This window comes from Candidatus Binataceae bacterium (genome assembly GCA_035308025.1).
Taxonomy (GTDB): domain Bacteria; phylum Desulfobacterota; class Binatia; order Binatales; family Binataceae; genus JAJPHI01.
The window spans coordinates 17,818-32,500 of record DATGHL010000054.1 but is presented as its reverse complement, the minus strand read 5'-3'; the positions used below and the strand labels follow the sequence as shown (position 1 = coordinate 32,500).

The window sequence follows — 14,683 nt, the reverse complement described above, 5'->3', positions numbered from 1 at the left end:
CACTATCGAAATTCCGGATGGCGCCGACTGCGTCTCCCGATCTCCCCTCCTCGATGTGACTTTCGTTGATGCCCTCGACCCATACCGGATAGCTGTTGAAGTCGCGGATGACACCCCAAACTCGATCTGCCGAATGGTCGATCACGGTGCTGTAGTAAACTGTCGTCATAATCTCCTCCGATTTTCTTTTTTGAAGAACGCAGCACGCGTCCCTCTCGGATAAGAACCCCGAAAGGCAAGCGGATGTGAAAAATCTCGCTAGTCGGTAGTGCTATCTTCACGGACGCCCTTAGCTCTTTGCGAAGAGCGAGGTGGTGGGGCGGGAGTTCAGGAAGTTGGCGTCGCTGATTTCGTTCGATTTGGCGGCTTGCGCCTCGGCGATCATCTTGTTGACCATGGCCGTGACGTTGGCATAAGCCACGGGCGCCTTCGTCGGATCCTGTTTGAGCTGCTGCTCGGGATCTTCGAGGAAGATTTCAAGGTTCCGGCCCGCATCGGCGGAGAGCCGTAGGTTCCTCTGCGCCCTGACGCTCGTTTGAGCCAGTTCCCACAGCAGATTATCCTGCGCCGCGAGAAATCCGGCGAGCTCGGGGAATTTCCGCGCGGCGAGCCGACGTTCGCCGTCATCAAGGCGCATCCGGTTGAGCGCATAAGCGAAGGCTTCGGCGCTCGGGGTGACCGGATGATACGAGCGGCCGCGCACGAAGCCGTCGGTCGGCGTGAAGGGGGGCGGTTGCGGAGCGTCGGTGCGCACCGTTTCGACGCAGCAGAATTGATCGTTGAGCACGTCGAGCACGCTGCCGACCAGTGGGCGGCCGTTCACCTGCGGCGAGTACAAGCCGTTATCGCCGAACTTCTGCCCGATGAACTTCAGAATCGAAGTGTGATCGAGTATTCCCTTGAAGAGGCTGCCCGGCTTGACCAAAGGTGAGACGATCAGGGCGGGGACGCGCAGCCCGAGCGTCGTAAAGGGTTTAGCGTTCACGACGGTAGTAGTCAGTTCGGGCGGCGAGACGTGATCGAAGAGGCCGCCGCCTTCGTCGTAGGTGACGATCATGACGGTGCGCTGCCAGCGATCGCGATTCGCGGTGAGCGCGCCATAAACCCGGCGCAGAAAATCCTGGCCGCCGGAGACGGAACTGGGGGCGTGGTCGTCGCTGGGGATGGCCGAGCTGAAATGGTCGCTGGTGTATTTAGGCTCGACGAAGACGATTTGCGGAAAAGTCGAATCCTGGAAATCGTGCTCGAGCCGGTCCAAGTCGCGGAACCGACCGTTTCCGAGCGGCGTCCAGTCGGCGAGGATCGCGCCGCGCCACTTATTCATCACCATAAAGAAGGGCCAGCCCTCATGATAAACGCGCCATTGGACGGAGCGCTGCTTCTGGATCTCGCACCAGTCGTAAATCAGATCCTGGTCGGGCACGGTGTCGGTAAAGGTATTGTCGGTTTTGGTGTAGCCGCCCATCGCCATCAGGCGATTGGGCTGCGTGCTGGTCGGAATCGGGGCGAACCAGTGATCGCAAATCGCGTAGTGGTCAGCGAGAAACGCGGTGATTGGGATTCCGTTCGGGGTGAGGAAGCCCATCACTTCGCCGTAGGAGGTAGCGGGCACGCCTGCGTCCGCGTAATTCTGCATGAAACCGGTCATTGGATAGGCACCCGAAGGTAGCCGGGCGCCAAGCTGGATCTCGAAGTTGGCCCGCTCGTGGCCGGGATCGTCACTCATATCGAGGCGTTGAGTCCGAGCAGGCGCTCGCCGCACCCCGTTGCACTCGTTGGTAAAACCCTCGAGCCAGACTGAGTCGGCGCATTGCCCCTCGACGTTGGTGCGATTGCCGTAGCTGGGATGGCTCAGGTAGCCGAGCATGTGATCGAAGGTGCGATTCTCCATCAGGACGACCACGATGGTATCGATTTGATCGAGGATTGCCATAGCGCCTCCGTGTGCGATTGTGCCATTTCAATTGCAATTTAAGTAGCCGCCACGATAGTTTTGCCGAATTCCATCGAGAGGAGCCGATATGAAGCTCAATGTTGCGCTGCAAACGATAATCGCGACCGGCACCTGGCTGGGGCTGCAGGTGATCGGCGCCATCGCGATGTGGATCATCGGCCGCTGGCTGATCCGTGTCGCTGTGCGGCTGGTCGCGCGAGTTCTCAATCGTGAGCATACCGACGCGACCCTGGTGCGTTACGCCTGTTCGATCGTCTCGGTGGTGCTCGATATTCTCCTGATTATTGCAATTTTGGGTTTTTTTGGAGTTCAGACCACGAGTTTTGCCGCGATTCTCGCCGCCGCCGGTATCGCGATCGGCGCGGCCTGGAGCGGGTTGCTGGGGAATTTTGCGGCGGGAGTTTTTCTCATCATCTTTAAGCCCTTCAAGGTCGGAGACTTTGTGACAGCGGGCGGCGTGACGGGAACGATCGAAGAGGTCGGCCTTTTCGTGACGACCATCAATGCGCCTGACAATGTGCGTAATATCGTGGCGAACAACAAAATTCTTGGCGACACGATTCAGAACTTCTCGGCTAATCCTTATCGCCGTGTCGAGCTCACGGCGCAGTTGGCGCATTCGGTTGTTCCCAACGACGCGATTAAGCTCTTGAAAGCGGCCTTGACCAAGATCCCGAACATCCTGAGCAATCCGGCGCCGGACGTCGAGATTCTGGAATTCAACCCGGCTGGACCGATGTTGGCCGTGCGTCCTTACTGCAACAACCAGCACTACTGGCAAGTCTATTTCGACACCAACCGGCTGATTCGCGAGACCTTCGGCGAGGCCGGATACCCGGCCGCAGAACAGCCTCACATGGTTCGTCGCGCCGGCTAGCGCGAGTCAGCGCGCAGCTAACTGCGGTCAGCGCCGGACGGCGTTGGCGGAGGGGCGGCGCGGGAGTATTCTCGATCGTATGAGTATCCTTGTACCATTCGTGGTCGAACAAACCGGGCGGGGCGAGCGGTCGTACGACATCTATTCGCGCCTGCTCAAGGATCGGATCGTTTTTGTCGGCGGCCAGATTACTGACGACGTTGCGAACGTGGTGACGGCGCAGCTGCTGTTCCTGGAGTCGGAGGATCCGGAAAAAGAGATCAACATGTATATCAACTCGCCAGGCGGATCGGTAACGGCCGGCCTCGCGATGTACGATACGATGCAGTTCGTGAAGCCTCCGGTCTCGACGCTGTGCGTCGGGCAGGCCGCGAGTATGGGCGCGGTGCTGCTCGCCGCCGGGGCCAAGGGGCGGCGCTACTCACTGCCGCACGCGCGCATCATGATTCATCAGCTATCCGGAGGCTTCGAGGGACAGGCGGCGGATATCAATATTCAGGCGCGTGAAGCGCTGCGGCTGCACGAGTTGCTCAACCAGATCCTCGCGCAGCATACCGGTCAGCCGATCAAAAAGATCGAGAAGGATACCGATCGCGATAACTTCCTGAGCGCGGCGCAGGCGGTCGAGTACGGACTGATCGACGAGATGATCGCCGGCCGCAGCCTGCCGCGCACTCCGTAATCAGGACTGAATCCAGAATCAGAACGTGGGCAGGTGCTGAATCTCCTTGTACTTGTGATAGCCGGGGCCGACGCCGTACTCCATGATGCCGTAGCCGACGTCACCCTCTGAGCGCCATTCGATGAAATGGTCGCTGAGCGTGCTGGCTTCGGCGAGCACTTTGGGATCGCTTAAATCCCAGACCTCGTGCTCGCAGTGGTAATTGCCCTTAGGGTCGCCGTGGTACCAGCCGCGATAACCGCCGTAGCCGCCGCCCTTCAGATGCCATCGCGGCGCGTGGGTTGTGAATGAGACGTCGCGGGTCCGGCCGTTTTTGAAGAAGAGCCGGATGTTGCCGCCCTTAAGTGTCTGAATCGGCCCGGCGGCGTCCCAACGGAATTCCTGCTCAGTGCGCTCGAGCGACCAGCCCGGATCGATCGCTTGGCCGGCGGGCGCGACTTTCTCGCCGCTGATGTAGCTATATTTGCCCGGACCGCGTTCGACGAAACGCCAATGCAGCGCGTAGTTGGGAAATTGCGCGACCGACCAACTGAAGAGAAATGGCGCAAAGGTCGTGCGTTTCGCGGCGTCGGAGGCGTCCGTCCGCAGGGGACGGCGCGTACCCCATGAGCGATCGCGATGAGCCCACCAGGCGTCCTCGCTGAGCGTGAGCCGTTTGCCGCCAAACTCGAGGACGCCGCGCACGCGCCCAGCCTGGTCGAAGCGCGTGATATCCTGGACGACCTTGCCGCCGCTCTCGCGCCGGTCGTGCTCCTCCTCGTGCGGATTCATCGCGGCGATCCATTCAAGGTCGAGCCGCAGGCTCGAGGGGTTGTCGCCCAGACGCATGCGGAAGCGGCGCAGGCCTTCAAGCGTCTCGACCGCCAGCGGGCCGATCTTGATCTCGTCGATTTTGGGCCGCAGCGCCCGCGAGGCGCGGAAATTATACTGCTTGCCCTGATGCCACACGGTGGCGAAGCCGTCCTGAACATTTTTGTTGGGATACTGCCCGATGCCAAAACCGATACTCGTATCCTGGTCGCGGACATTGTAGATACTCACATAGATGCGTTCGGTCCACTCGGGATTGTCAGTATGAATGTGGTCCATCGTCGCAGGCAACTGATGGCACATCATTTCGTCGAACGCACTTAGCATTTTGTTACCACCTTATTTCTTGGCCGATTTATCGGCGCTCCACAGGTGCTGCGCGTGTCAGAAGCCGAGAGCCTTGGCGGCCATGTCGAGCACCACCGGCACCGAATAGGTAGTGCGCGCCAGGCGCAGATCTTTGCTGCGGCCCTCGGCGAAAAGTCCCGACGCGCTCAACCAGAAAGCCGCGGTGCGCATCATGTAGAGGACCTGGTAGTAGCGGCAAGCCTCGAAATCAATAGTCAGTCCGGTGAGCTGCTGGTAGTAATTGACAAAGAGGTCATGCTCGACCACGCACGAGAGCAGCGGCGAACCTTCACGATTCAAATCCGACAGCACATAGGTGACGTCGTACATCGGATCGCCGATTACCTGCAGTTCCCAGTCGATGATCGCCGCAATCGCATCATCTTTGATGATCAGATTGCCGGTGCGATACGCGCCATGCACGAAGGCCAGCCGCGGCGCCGCGGGCGCGTTGGCCTTGAGCCACATCAGGACCTCGGTCAACACCGGCTCAGGCTTGCGAATCGACTGGTTAATCAGCGATTCCCACTTGGCGATTTCCCGCAGGGCGAAATCCTTGCCCGGGCCGGGCACGCCGATGAAATCGAGACCGGCGGCGCGCCAGTCGAGATTGTGCAGCGAAGCGAGCGCCTCGACGAAGCTGCGCGGGAGCTTCCCGCGCTTGGCCGCCTCCGCATAGTACTGTTTGCCGGCGCGCGACCACGGATTGGTGGCTTCGCCTTCAACCTTTTCCATGATCAGGAAAGGACCGCCAAGCAACGCCGGATCAGATTCGTACCAGTAAGCTTTGGGAGTGGGCGCCGCGGTCGCTTCGAGCGCCTTGATCACGCGAAATTGCTCTTCGAGGCTGGAGAGCTCGCGCAGCAGGCCAACGCCCGGGTCAACCCGCAGGCAGAAGCCGCGGCGCCTCGTCTGGCCGTCCTCGCGCCAGTTGGCGTAGAAGACGTAAATCTCGTGCGACCAGCCGACCGCGGTCTGCACCCACTCCGAAAGGGTCAGATCGCGCGCTGCGGGCAGCTTGGACTTAAGGTAGTCGGCGATTTTTTCCTGCATCGCCGGAGTCTTTCCCTGCATCGCCGGAGCGCTGGCCATCGCTCAATCACCTGCCTTGCCGACAACCGTGAGTTCCTGGTCAAGCAGCCTGCGCAGCGTGCCCCGGACCAACTGGTTGGCGGCCGTGAAGGTCGCTTCGCCGAGTTTTTCGCGCTCGGCATAGAGCCGCTCGATCAATTCGCACAGCCCGGCTTCGCTGAGTTCGCCGGCGGCGAGGCGTTTATCGTCGAGGCGCCCAAGCTCGCTGAATAGCGAGGATATCGCGGCCTGTTTGCCGTCGGCAATATCGGTGCGCTCGTCAACCTGCCGCGCGACGAATTCGAGAATCACCGCGGCCATGTAGGCCTGGATCTTGGGATAGGGTTCAGCGAGCGCGGGCGCGATCACGCCGCGCAGCGAAGCTGCGACCTCATTGATGAGCTGCTTCGCCAGGATCACGCGTGGTTCTCGGCCGTGCGCGTGAGGGTCACGCCGAACTGCGCGGCGGCGTTGCCGCCGAACATCCGCGCCAGCGTCGGCTCATCGACCCGCGCGCGAGTCAGCAGATCGATCGCGTCGAGCGCGCTGGTGGTATCGTGATGCGGATAGCGTGAGCCCCAGACGATCTTTTCCGCGAAGTCATGCGGCAAGCGCTGGATCAGCCGTTCCTCGGCGTCGAACCCGAGCATCACATTGCCTTCTTCCCAGAGCTCCTCGGTGTCCGTGCGCACAGGATAAAAATGCAGCAGCGGGAAGGTCCGGGTCGAGGCCTCCATCTTCTCGAGCACCTCTTCCATCCACGACGCCTTGCCGTGCGCGACGACGACTTTCATCTTCGGATAGCGCTGCATCACCGTGAAACCGATCAGCGTCGAGGCGACGAACATGTGATTGTCCAGCCACGGCGAAATGATGGGCGCGAGCGGATGACCCAGCGGCGGAGTCGCGACGAAATTGAAACCCTGACCGCCGCCGCCGCCGGCAGACGGTCCGCCGCCAGCCTCTGCGATCGCGAAGCGCTGGTTAAATCGGCCCTTCACTTTCTCGAAAAATTGCGCGTGCGAAGTCCATTCAGGGTTCCACAAGCCGGCCGCGGGATGCACCGCGGCGGTCAGTCCCAAGCTCTCGAGCTCGGCCCACAGCGGATCGTAAAACGGATGGGTGAAGTAGTGCCCTTCGAGGAACATCGGGCGGATGAAGGCGCCGCGAAAGCTTGGGTTCTTCCCGATCCGGCGCAGCTCTTCGACCGTATAATCCATGCTCTGTAGCGGGACCATCGCGGCCGCAAACAGCCGGTTTGGCGCGGCCTTGCAGAAATCTGCGATCCAGTCGTTGTAGGCGCGGGCGAGCGCGTAGGCGACCTCCGGATCTTCGACGAGATGGAAACCCTCGGCAAACCAGGTCGGATAGAGCAAGGCCTGATCGATGCCCATCGCGTCCATATCCCGCAGCCGCGCCTTGGGCTCCGAGGCCCCCGCAGTCGGCGCGTGACGCTGCTTCGGATCGAGCTCGCCGACTTTGTCCCAGGTCATCCCGGGCCGCCAAATCGCATGGCGCGGGATATTGGAATTCATCGTATCTCGAAAGACCTTGCCGTTAACTTTCAGATAGGAACCGAGTTTGCCTTCTTCGCGCCACAGGGCATGTTTCCCCAGGGTGCGATATTCAGGCTCCAGATATTTCGTCCAGAGCTCCGCAGGCTCGACGACGTGAGAATCGGCGTCGAAGACGGTAAAGCGTTTGTTGGCCATGACTTGCGTTGCTCCGCCGCCTAACGTCCGCCGCTGCCGGCGAGCATGGAATATCCGGCGCGTTGGCGGGAAACTGCAGCTTCGGGCTTGAGCGCCGCCTTGACCTCCTCTTCCGTCGGCCACCAGGCGGGCCGCTCGATCTCGGTCACGCGGTCGCGGATGAAGCTTTTCGGCGTATCGATTTTGTACAGTTTGCGCGCATTCTGGCCGAGGAATTGCGCCTGATATTTCTCGGGCAACTCGCACTTGCGCATGGTTTCGATCGCCCGCCAGACGTCGTCGCCGTCGTGATGATAAACGTCGGATGACCACGCCAAAATGTTCTCGTAGAATTCCGGCAGGCGCGATGGCGGCGCCTCGTCGCCCTCGAAACCGGTGACGCAGTACTCGAAGAAGGTCTCGCTCGGCAGGCGCTTGAGCGGCGGCAACTGCCGCTCATTGCGATAGAGCCGATAGTACTTGTCGCACTCGTCGAGCACGAAGCTCAACCAGGTCGATGAGGCCTCGAAGACCGCAGCACGCAGTTTGGGATAGCGCTCGAAGAACCCGGTCATCAGCACTACCGCGACCCACAGTGACGCTTCCGCCTGAAAGTCCTGCACGTTAACCAGAAAGTTGTGCGGCAGGCCGCTGGTAAACGCCGCAAGCCCGATCAGTTCTGCGCCCGAATGCTGCTCAGTGTAGCCGGGCGGCTTGAGCGAGCCGAAGGCTGGGAACGGATGCATCCCGTAAACCATGCCGGTATCTTGCATCGCCTCCCAGACGCGTTCGTACTTGGGCTGGATCGGGTAGTTCCCCATCGCGTCGATCGGCCGGACCAGACCGACACGGCAGCCCTTGGCGGCGACGCGATAAACTTCCTGCTCGGCAAATTTCGGATCCTGCATCGGCAGCATCGCGGCAAAGAACAGCCGTTGCGGATTCTCCTGACAGTACTCATAAGCCCAGTCGTTGTAGGCTTTGCACATCGCCTTGGCCCCGAGCGCGTTCAGCAGCCACGGATAGGTATCGATGTCGGTCGGGATGATCATCACCTGATCGATCCCCTGGGTGTCCATGTCCTTGAGGCGGGGCTTGGGCTCGTAGGAACCCTTGTGATCGAGGTAGTCGGCCTGCTCCGCGGTGATCGCCGTATCGCGCTTGAGGTTGCGCACGTTCAACGCGCGCTGAATATCGTGCTTGAGGCCCGGCCCGGCCAGCGCCAGCACGTTGACGATCCCCGGCGTGCCATGAATCTTTTGCGCGCCGATTCCCGCGCCGGCCTTGCCGTTAACGATTAACTGTTCGCTCTCAGGGTCAAACCAGATCGTGTTTTTGAGCGCTTCGAACTCGTCCTTGGTCAGCCAGTCCTTGGCGCGCTCCCACAGCCACGGCGGCTCCGTCACGTGCGCGTCGCAGTCAAAGGTCGCGAAGTCTTTGCTCATCGGTTGGAATTTCTGTACGGGCATCTCTCACCTCAAACTTTCTTAAGCGTCTCTTCCCGACCCGGATGGCCGACTCAGAGAGTTTCCAGCCAGACCTGTGGCATCGTGACCGCGCCGTGACGGGCGAAAATCGCGTCGATTTCCTTCATGTCGGCATCCGATATAGACCACCCGAGTGCGCCGACGTTGTCATCGACTTCACCCGCATTGCGGCATCCGACCAGCGCTGTGCTGACGATCGGATTCGAGGTCGTCCAACGCAACGCGAACTGCGGCAGGCTCTTGCCATAGCGCTTCGCCATTGTCTTGAGCTCTTCGACCGCGCGCAGGTTTTTCAGGTAGTGCTCGGAGTCAAACAGATGCTGCGCGAGGTTGATATTCATGAGCTGGCCGCGCTTGCTGCGCCAGTCGCCCTTGCCGAAATCCATCTCCTCGGTGAAGGTGCCGGTGAGCATCCCATAAGCGAGCGAACCATAGGCCATCACGCCGATCTTCTGCTCACGGCAGTAGGGAAAAATCTCGGTCTGCATCCGCCGATCAAACATGTTCCAGCAATACTGCACGACGTCCACGCGCCGCACGCTCATGCAGCTCTGGATTTCGCTCAGCTTGAAGTTCGAAAGGCCGACCGCGCGGACCTTGCCCGCCTTGACCAAATCGTCGAGCGCGCGCATCGGCTCTTCGAACGGAATCGAGCGGTCGGGCCAGTGGATCAGATAGACATCGACGTAGTCGGTCTCGAGCGCCTTGAGGCTCTTCTCGATTGACTCGGTGACCCGCTTGCGGCTGCTGTCGCGAAAATTGTTGTCCTTGGCTTCCGCGTAACCAACGCCGAACTTGGTCGTGATGACGGCTTCCTTGCGGCGCTTGCCCAGCGCCTTCGCCAGCGATTTTTCCGACGCCCCCATGCCATAGGCTTCGGCGGTGTCGAAGCTGTTGACGCCGAGGTCGAGGGCGCGGTTGATCGCCTTGATGAAGCCGTCCTCTTCGATACTGCCGTAGCCGCCGCCGATCTCCCAGCATCCGAACCCCATCGCGGAGATCTGGATACCCGTACTGCCGAATGCCCGATATTCCACGCTCTACTCCTTAGGTCGCGCTCATCTGCCGCGCTTTATCGCCGACCGCATGAAAGGCTATCGCCGTTTTCGCCGCCTCGCAAACCAGCCTCAATGGACTGTGGCTGCTCCTTGCGTTGCCCGCCGAGCCAGCAACTTCGCGGTGTCGAATTTGAAAATTCGCGCGATGTTGCCGCCGAGAATCTTTGCGCGACTCCCCTCACTCAGATGCTGCATCTGGCGCTCGATCGCCTCGGCCGAATGCGGCCACGTCCCCTCGGCGTGCGGATAGTCATTGGCCCACATGAAGTTATCGACGAGGTTGAAGGATTCCGCGAGACGCAGTCCGGCTATGTCTTCCTGAAACGACGCCGCGCCATGCTGGCGAAAGTATTCGCTCGGCATCTGTTTGAGCTTCGGATAGGCCCACAGATGATGCTTGCGATAGGCCTCATCCATCGCGTCGAGCGCCCACGGCACCCAGCCGATCCCGCATTCGATTAACGCGAAGCGCAGCTTCGGAAAGCGCTCGAGCACCCCGGAGGAGCATAGGCAGGCCATCGGTTCGATAACCGTCGGGCAGGCGTGCGTGACGTAGTTGATCACCGCGCCGCCGTCCTTGCGCGCCGCGCGCGGGTCCATCCCGGTGGAGATATGAAACGTGATCGGAACATCGCAGTCCTGGATCGCCGCCCACATCGGATCATAGAGCGGCAAATTGTAGTTCGGATGGCGCGCGTCGTGCGCGCCCCAAATCGGCTTGCTCGGCAGGTTAACGGCGCGAAAGCCGAGTTTCGCTGCGCGCTGAATCTCTGCGATCGCGACGTCGACGTCGGCCGTCATGATTGACGCCAGCGGCGACATGAAGTCGTTGTAGGGGCCGAAAGTCTCCCACGCCCAATCGTTCCAGACCCGGCATTGCGCTGCGCCGAACTCGACGTCCAGCGTCGCCCACATCGAGAGACCTTTGTTGGGAAAAATGATCTCGGCGTCGATCCCATCGCGCGCGTGATCGCGAATCCGGTCCGCGGGCACGCGGCCGGCCTCGCCGCGCAGGCGATCTTCACCGCCCTTGGGCGCGTCGGCGACGTTGCGCGCGCGCATGCGCGACTTTTGATAGCCCTCGACCACCATCCACTTTTCGCCGTTCGCGTCAACTTCGACATGGGGCAAGCGCGGATGAAATTTCTTGTCGATGCGCGTCCACCATAAGTTGCCGGGCTCGTTGCAATGGCAATCCGCCGAGATCATCAGGTGACGATTCGGATCATCGGGACGGACCGTGCGCGTCCAGCCTTGATTACCCGGGGTCTCCAGTCGCCATTGATTTTTCTCGTCAACGTCGGTGGTGTTTCCTTGCTGCATCTTTGCTCCTCGACAAGAGTGATATTGCCGCGGCCGCGCGAACCGGCGCCCCCGAGGCCTCAGATCTTCGTCGCGTTGCGTCTGCGGCTGATTCTATGACAAGTTTCGCGCACTTGGGAATTGCCGCGGTTCAACCCGCAAGCGGTTCCCGCAAGCATAGAGGGGTAGAGACCATGGGCCAGAGCGAGCAACGTTTCTCGGTCATCACCGACCGCAGCCTCAGCGAATTGCGCAAGCTGATTAATGTTCCAATCGAGGAGTCGCTCGAGCCCTGGTGCTACGAAGCCAGCCGCGACAGCATCCGTCACTGGGCGCATGGAATCGGCGACGACAACCCGCTATGGTGTGATCCGGCCTACGCCGCGCAGACCGCCCACGGCCGCCTCCAGGCGCCGCCCTCGTTTATCTTCACCCTCAATCGCGCGTTCAGCGGATACGTCGGCGGGATGGCGGGCGTCCATGCGATGTTCGCCGGCATCGACGTCACTTGGCATCAGCCGCTGACGATCGGCGACAGCTTCACGACCAAGGTTTGGCTCAAGGAACTGGTCGAGCATGAAACGCGTTTCGCGGGCCGCTCGATCCAGCAGATCTATCGATGCGAGTTCTATCGGACTAGCGGAGCCGCAGGCGGAGCGAGCAGGCGAGTCCGCGAGCTGCGTTCAGATTCCGAAGACGGAATCCTTGTCGCTGAGGGCGATAGCTGGTGCTTCCGCACCGAGCGTGACGCGGCGCGCGAGCGCGGGACCAAGTACGACGGCGTGAAGCAGAAGGCTGCGGTGCACTACTCGCGAGAGGATCTGGCGAAGATCTTCGAGCATTACGCCGCCGAGGAGGTTCGCGGCGCGACACCGCGCTACATCGAGGAGGTTAAGGCGGGCGACAAGCTCCCGACTATTGTCAAAGGCCCCATGACGGTGACCGGCTTTATCGCCTTCGCGCAGGGCTGGGGCGGGCTCTATATACGCGCCAACAAGCTCGCCTGGAAGCAGTTGCAGAAGCATCCGGGGCTGGGGATTGCCAATAAGTTCGGTATTCCCGACGTGCCCGAGCGCGTTCACTGGGAGGACGACCTCGCGACTCTCGTCGGCACTCCCGCCGCCTATGACTACGGTCCCGAGCGATGCTCCTGGATGACTCATCACCTGACGAACTGGATCGGCGACGCAGGTTTCCTGCGGCGCATCGAAGTGAAGATCCGCCGCCACAATCCGGTGGGCGATACGCTCTATATTAATGGTGAGGTGACGCGCACCTTCGGGGAGGGCGGTGCGCACTACGCCGAGATCGCGCAAAAGGCGGTGAATCAGGACGGCGAGCTCTCGGTGCTCGCCACCGGAGTCGTCCGGCTGCCGTCGCGTGGCGGGAAATAAACCCTGCGCGTCAGCAGTTCCACATCATGCTGACGGTGGAAAAAAATCAAGTTGGCACTTGGCGCACAAAAATCTGGCTTCTACAGAGAGACTCCACATCAAACAACTGTGAATCGTGCGCGTTACTGTTGGCCGGTTTTTTTAGATATGCCCGTCGCCACTGAACGCAGAACTTTGCAATTTCAAAACGGTCAGTGGTAGCGAGTTCTGAATTCCCACAGAATCCCCCAAGATCATCGCCTAATCAGCAGGCTGCGCAAAAATCGCGGATCGATCGGCGCCGACGGCTCAAGCTCGGCAAACTCCTCCTCGAGCATCTTGAGGCACGAATCGACGTACGGTGTCGCGCGCTCGCGCGTGGCGCGATCGAGGGCCGCTGTCAACGCCGACTCGACGGCCATCCGAAAAGCCTCGTTGAGATGCGCGGGACGCTCCCGCGTCATGATCGCCGCGGCGACCTCGTTCAGTCGCGCCGCCGCAATCGGCTCGATCACCAGGCGTTGGTTGATCAGGTTGCAGACCAGGGCTGTGAGCAAAATCTGACTTAGCCGGACGTCATGACCGGCGACGTTGGCGCGAAAAGCCGGCGATGCGATATCCAGGCTCAGCAGCGCCTTCAGCAATTCGTGGATGGCGTCAATCTGGTCCACCATCGCGTAGCCGAGCCGCAGGTCGCGCATCGCGCGAAAACCGCGCGTGGCCGCGCCGCCGCGGCCGTCGAGCCCTTCGAAGAATTGTGGCTGGCGTTGCAGGAAGCCGGCCAGCGCCTCGCGATACGGCGAATCGAGATAGGCGATCTCCTTCACCCGATTGCGCTCGAAGCCGAGGTGCGCGACCGTCGCCTCCGCCCGCTTGCGTAGATCGATCGTCAGGCTGACACCGAGTCTAAACAGCAGTTGCAGATGCGTGTCGCGCAGATGCGCGATCGCGAGCGTCAGTTCGCCCGCCGCCAGATGCTCGAGGCCGAGATTGAGATAATCGTGCGTCATCTCGACCGCGCGGCGCACCGCGTCAGGGTCGCCAAAATCGACTGCCTTCGCGACCAGCACCTGATTGCTCACCAGCGCCATCTCGCTACGTAATTGGCGCACTCCCTCAGGGGTGAAGCCCGCGCTCAAGGCCGTGTTGAACAGCGAGGGATCGGCGTCGGGAAGGGCTAGCGAAAGCTCCGGCGGCAGCGCCGCGCCGTCTTTTACCGGTCCGTCGCGCAGGGGCGCGACCTGTTGTGCGCGGACATGATGGAACTCGCGCGGACTTACATACCCGAACACCGCCTGCGCGTCGTAGTAGTCGGGAAAGCCATGGTCCGCCAGTCGCGCGCCGCGAAATTGATAGGCCTGCTCCTCCAGTTCCGCCTCGACTCCCCAGTAAATCTCTTCGACCAGGCCCGCGAAGTAGTTGTAATCGCGCTCGAACGCCTCTTCGAGAAAATCGAGCAGATAGGGCTGGATCGAGTCACGCCTAATGAACTCGATCAGGTAGTTATCACCGAACTGGATGAACTGATCCGACGGCGCGTCGGTGTTCTCCTGCGGCTCGTCGATCCGATGCACCCGCACGTGCTGGCGCATCAGCAGCGACACCAGTTCGAGATCAGTGGCCATCAGACCGTCAGCCAGCCGTTCGCGACCGCCCTCGGCCATCGCCTCGATCCATTCCTGCATACGGCGCAGATTGGGCCGGTCCTTGTCCCAGCAATCGAGATCGAAGAGCCAGCGCACCTGCTCGGGCACCGCGAGGTTGAGCAGATCGCCGGCGTCGGCGATCCCGATCTCTTTGAGCGTGTAAAACAGCGTCTGCGGCGCGAACGACTGCACCAGCCGCTCGGCCTCCGGCGCCGACAGAATCAGATCGCGCTTCTCGCGCGCGGGCAGCCCGTAGAGAAAATCGAGTTTCTCCTGAAAGGGCAGATTGAGAAAGTCTTGCTCTGAAGCCACCATATCCGACGATCGCGCCCGCACATCTCAGACGCAAAATAGCTCGGCACTGCGAAATCAATCAAGCTGGCC

13 protein-coding genes (1 of these 13 cut by a window edge) are annotated in these 14,683 nt (G+C 61.1%); 3 read left to right on the top strand and 10 right to left on the bottom strand.

The annotated features are described in order from the left end of the window. On the bottom strand, positions 1 to 169 hold the beginning of the coding sequence (locus VKS22_17265; protein ID HLW72358.1) for an SRPBCC family protein. Its footprint begins 266 nt before the window's first position; 169 of the gene's 435 nt are visible here — the first part of the coding sequence; its start codon is at positions 167 to 169; the stop codon falls past the left edge of the window. A gap of 120 nt (positions 170 to 289) precedes the next feature. Beyond that, positions 290 to 1,933, bottom strand: coding sequence for an alkaline phosphatase family protein (locus VKS22_17260; protein HLW72357.1), 1,644 nt, complete (start codon positions 1,931 to 1,933; stop codon positions 290 to 292). Positions 1,934 to 2,021: 88 nt separating this feature from the next. Between VKS22_17260 and VKS22_17255 the strand changes: the two genes are divergently transcribed. Beyond that, positions 2,022 to 2,831 (top strand): mechanosensitive ion channel family protein, encoded by an 810-nt coding sequence (locus tag VKS22_17255; protein ID HLW72356.1) that lies wholly within the window; start codon positions 2,022 to 2,024, stop codon positions 2,829 to 2,831. A gap of 79 nt (positions 2,832 to 2,910) precedes the next feature. Then, the gene (clpP, locus tag VKS22_17250) at positions 2,911 to 3,513 is read left to right on the top strand and encodes an ATP-dependent Clp endopeptidase proteolytic subunit ClpP (GenBank protein ID HLW72355.1); all 603 of its coding nucleotides are present in this window, start codon (positions 2,911 to 2,913) and stop codon (positions 3,511 to 3,513) included. An 18-nt stretch (positions 3,514 to 3,531) separates the two neighbouring features. Here the strand turns inward: clpP and VKS22_17245 are convergent, their stop codons facing one another. The 7 genes from VKS22_17245 to VKS22_17215 all read right to left on the bottom strand — a co-directional run bounded on the left by VKS22_17245 (position 3,532) and on the right by VKS22_17215 (position 11,301). Beyond that, positions 3,532 to 4,650 carry a hypothetical protein gene (locus VKS22_17245; GenBank protein HLW72354.1) on the bottom strand — a complete coding sequence of 373 codons (1,119 nt, stop codon included), beginning with the start codon at positions 4,648 to 4,650 and terminating at the stop codon, positions 3,532 to 3,534. 57 nt (positions 4,651 to 4,707) lie between these two features. Continuing rightward, positions 4,708 to 5,763 carry a phosphotransferase family protein gene (locus tag VKS22_17240; protein ID HLW72353.1) on the bottom strand — a complete coding sequence of 352 codons (1,056 nt, stop codon included), beginning with the start codon at positions 5,761 to 5,763 and terminating at the stop codon, positions 4,708 to 4,710. Between the two features lie 3 nt (positions 5,764 to 5,766). After that, positions 5,767 to 6,162 carry a hypothetical protein gene (locus VKS22_17235; GenBank protein ID HLW72352.1) on the bottom strand — a complete coding sequence of 132 codons (396 nt, stop codon included), beginning with the start codon at positions 6,160 to 6,162 and terminating at the stop codon, positions 5,767 to 5,769. Next, positions 6,159 to 7,454 carry an amidohydrolase family protein gene (locus tag VKS22_17230; GenBank protein ID HLW72351.1) on the bottom strand — a complete coding sequence of 432 codons (1,296 nt, stop codon included), beginning with the start codon at positions 7,452 to 7,454 and terminating at the stop codon, positions 6,159 to 6,161. Before VKS22_17230 ends, VKS22_17235 begins: the two co-directional genes overlap by 4 nt. Positions 7,455 to 7,474: 20 nt before the next feature. Further along, the gene (locus VKS22_17225) at positions 7,475 to 8,902 is read right to left on the bottom strand and encodes an amidohydrolase family protein (GenBank protein HLW72350.1); all 1,428 of its coding nucleotides are present in this window, start codon (positions 8,900 to 8,902) and stop codon (positions 7,475 to 7,477) included. A 50-nt stretch (positions 8,903 to 8,952) separates the two neighbouring features. Beyond that, positions 8,953 to 9,957: an aldo/keto reductase gene (locus VKS22_17220; GenBank protein HLW72349.1), complete on the bottom strand. Its 1,005-nt coding sequence runs from the start codon at positions 9,955 to 9,957 to the stop codon at positions 8,953 to 8,955. 90 nt (positions 9,958 to 10,047) lie between these two features. Next, on the bottom strand, positions 10,048 to 11,301 hold the full coding sequence (locus tag VKS22_17215) for an amidohydrolase family protein (GenBank protein ID HLW72348.1): 1,254 nt from the start codon (positions 11,299 to 11,301) through the stop codon (positions 10,048 to 10,050). A 173-nt stretch (positions 11,302 to 11,474) separates the two neighbouring features. Here VKS22_17215 and VKS22_17210 point away from each other — a divergent pair, with 173 nt between their 5' ends. Then, a complete protein-coding gene (locus tag VKS22_17210; protein ID HLW72347.1) occupies positions 11,475 to 12,674 on the top strand; it encodes a MaoC family dehydratase N-terminal domain-containing protein in 1,200 nt (399 codons plus the stop codon). Between the two features lie 233 nt (positions 12,675 to 12,907). On the opposite strand, the gene VKS22_17205 is transcribed toward VKS22_17210, so the two are convergent. Next, on the bottom strand, positions 12,908 to 14,614 hold the full coding sequence (locus tag VKS22_17205) for a DUF6178 family protein (GenBank protein HLW72346.1): 1,707 nt from the start codon (positions 14,612 to 14,614) through the stop codon (positions 12,908 to 12,910). Positions 14,615 to 14,683: the final 69 nt, after the last annotated feature.

Coding starts and splice junctions, on each gene's coding strand:
- VKS22_17260 (HLW72357.1), bottom strand. CDS start 1,933: ATGGCAATCCTCGATCAAATCGATACCATCGTGGTCGTCCTGATGGAG.
- VKS22_17255 (HLW72356.1), top strand. CDS start 2,022: ATGAAGCTCAATGTTGCGCTGCAAACGATAATCGCGACCGGCACCTGG.
- clpP (HLW72355.1), top strand. CDS start 2,911: ATGAGTATCCTTGTACCATTCGTGGTCGAACAAACCGGGCGGGGCGAG.
- VKS22_17245 (HLW72354.1), bottom strand. CDS start 4,650: ATGCTAAGTGCGTTCGACGAAATGATGTGCCATCAGTTGCCTGCGACG.
- VKS22_17240 (HLW72353.1), bottom strand. CDS start 5,763: ATGGCCAGCGCTCCGGCGATGCAGGGAAAGACTCCGGCGATGCAGGAA.
- VKS22_17230 (HLW72351.1), bottom strand. CDS start 7,454: ATGGCCAACAAACGCTTTACCGTCTTCGACGCCGATTCTCACGTCGTC.
- VKS22_17225 (HLW72350.1), bottom strand. CDS start 8,902: ATGCCCGTACAGAAATTCCAACCGATGAGCAAAGACTTCGCGACCTTT.
- VKS22_17215 (HLW72348.1), bottom strand. CDS start 11,301: ATGCAGCAAGGAAACACCACCGACGTTGACGAGAAAAATCAATGGCGA.
- VKS22_17210 (HLW72347.1), top strand. CDS start 11,475: ATGGGCCAGAGCGAGCAACGTTTCTCGGTCATCACCGACCGCAGCCTC.
- VKS22_17205 (HLW72346.1), bottom strand. CDS start 14,614: ATGGTGGCTTCAGAGCAAGACTTTCTCAATCTGCCCTTTCAGGAGAAA.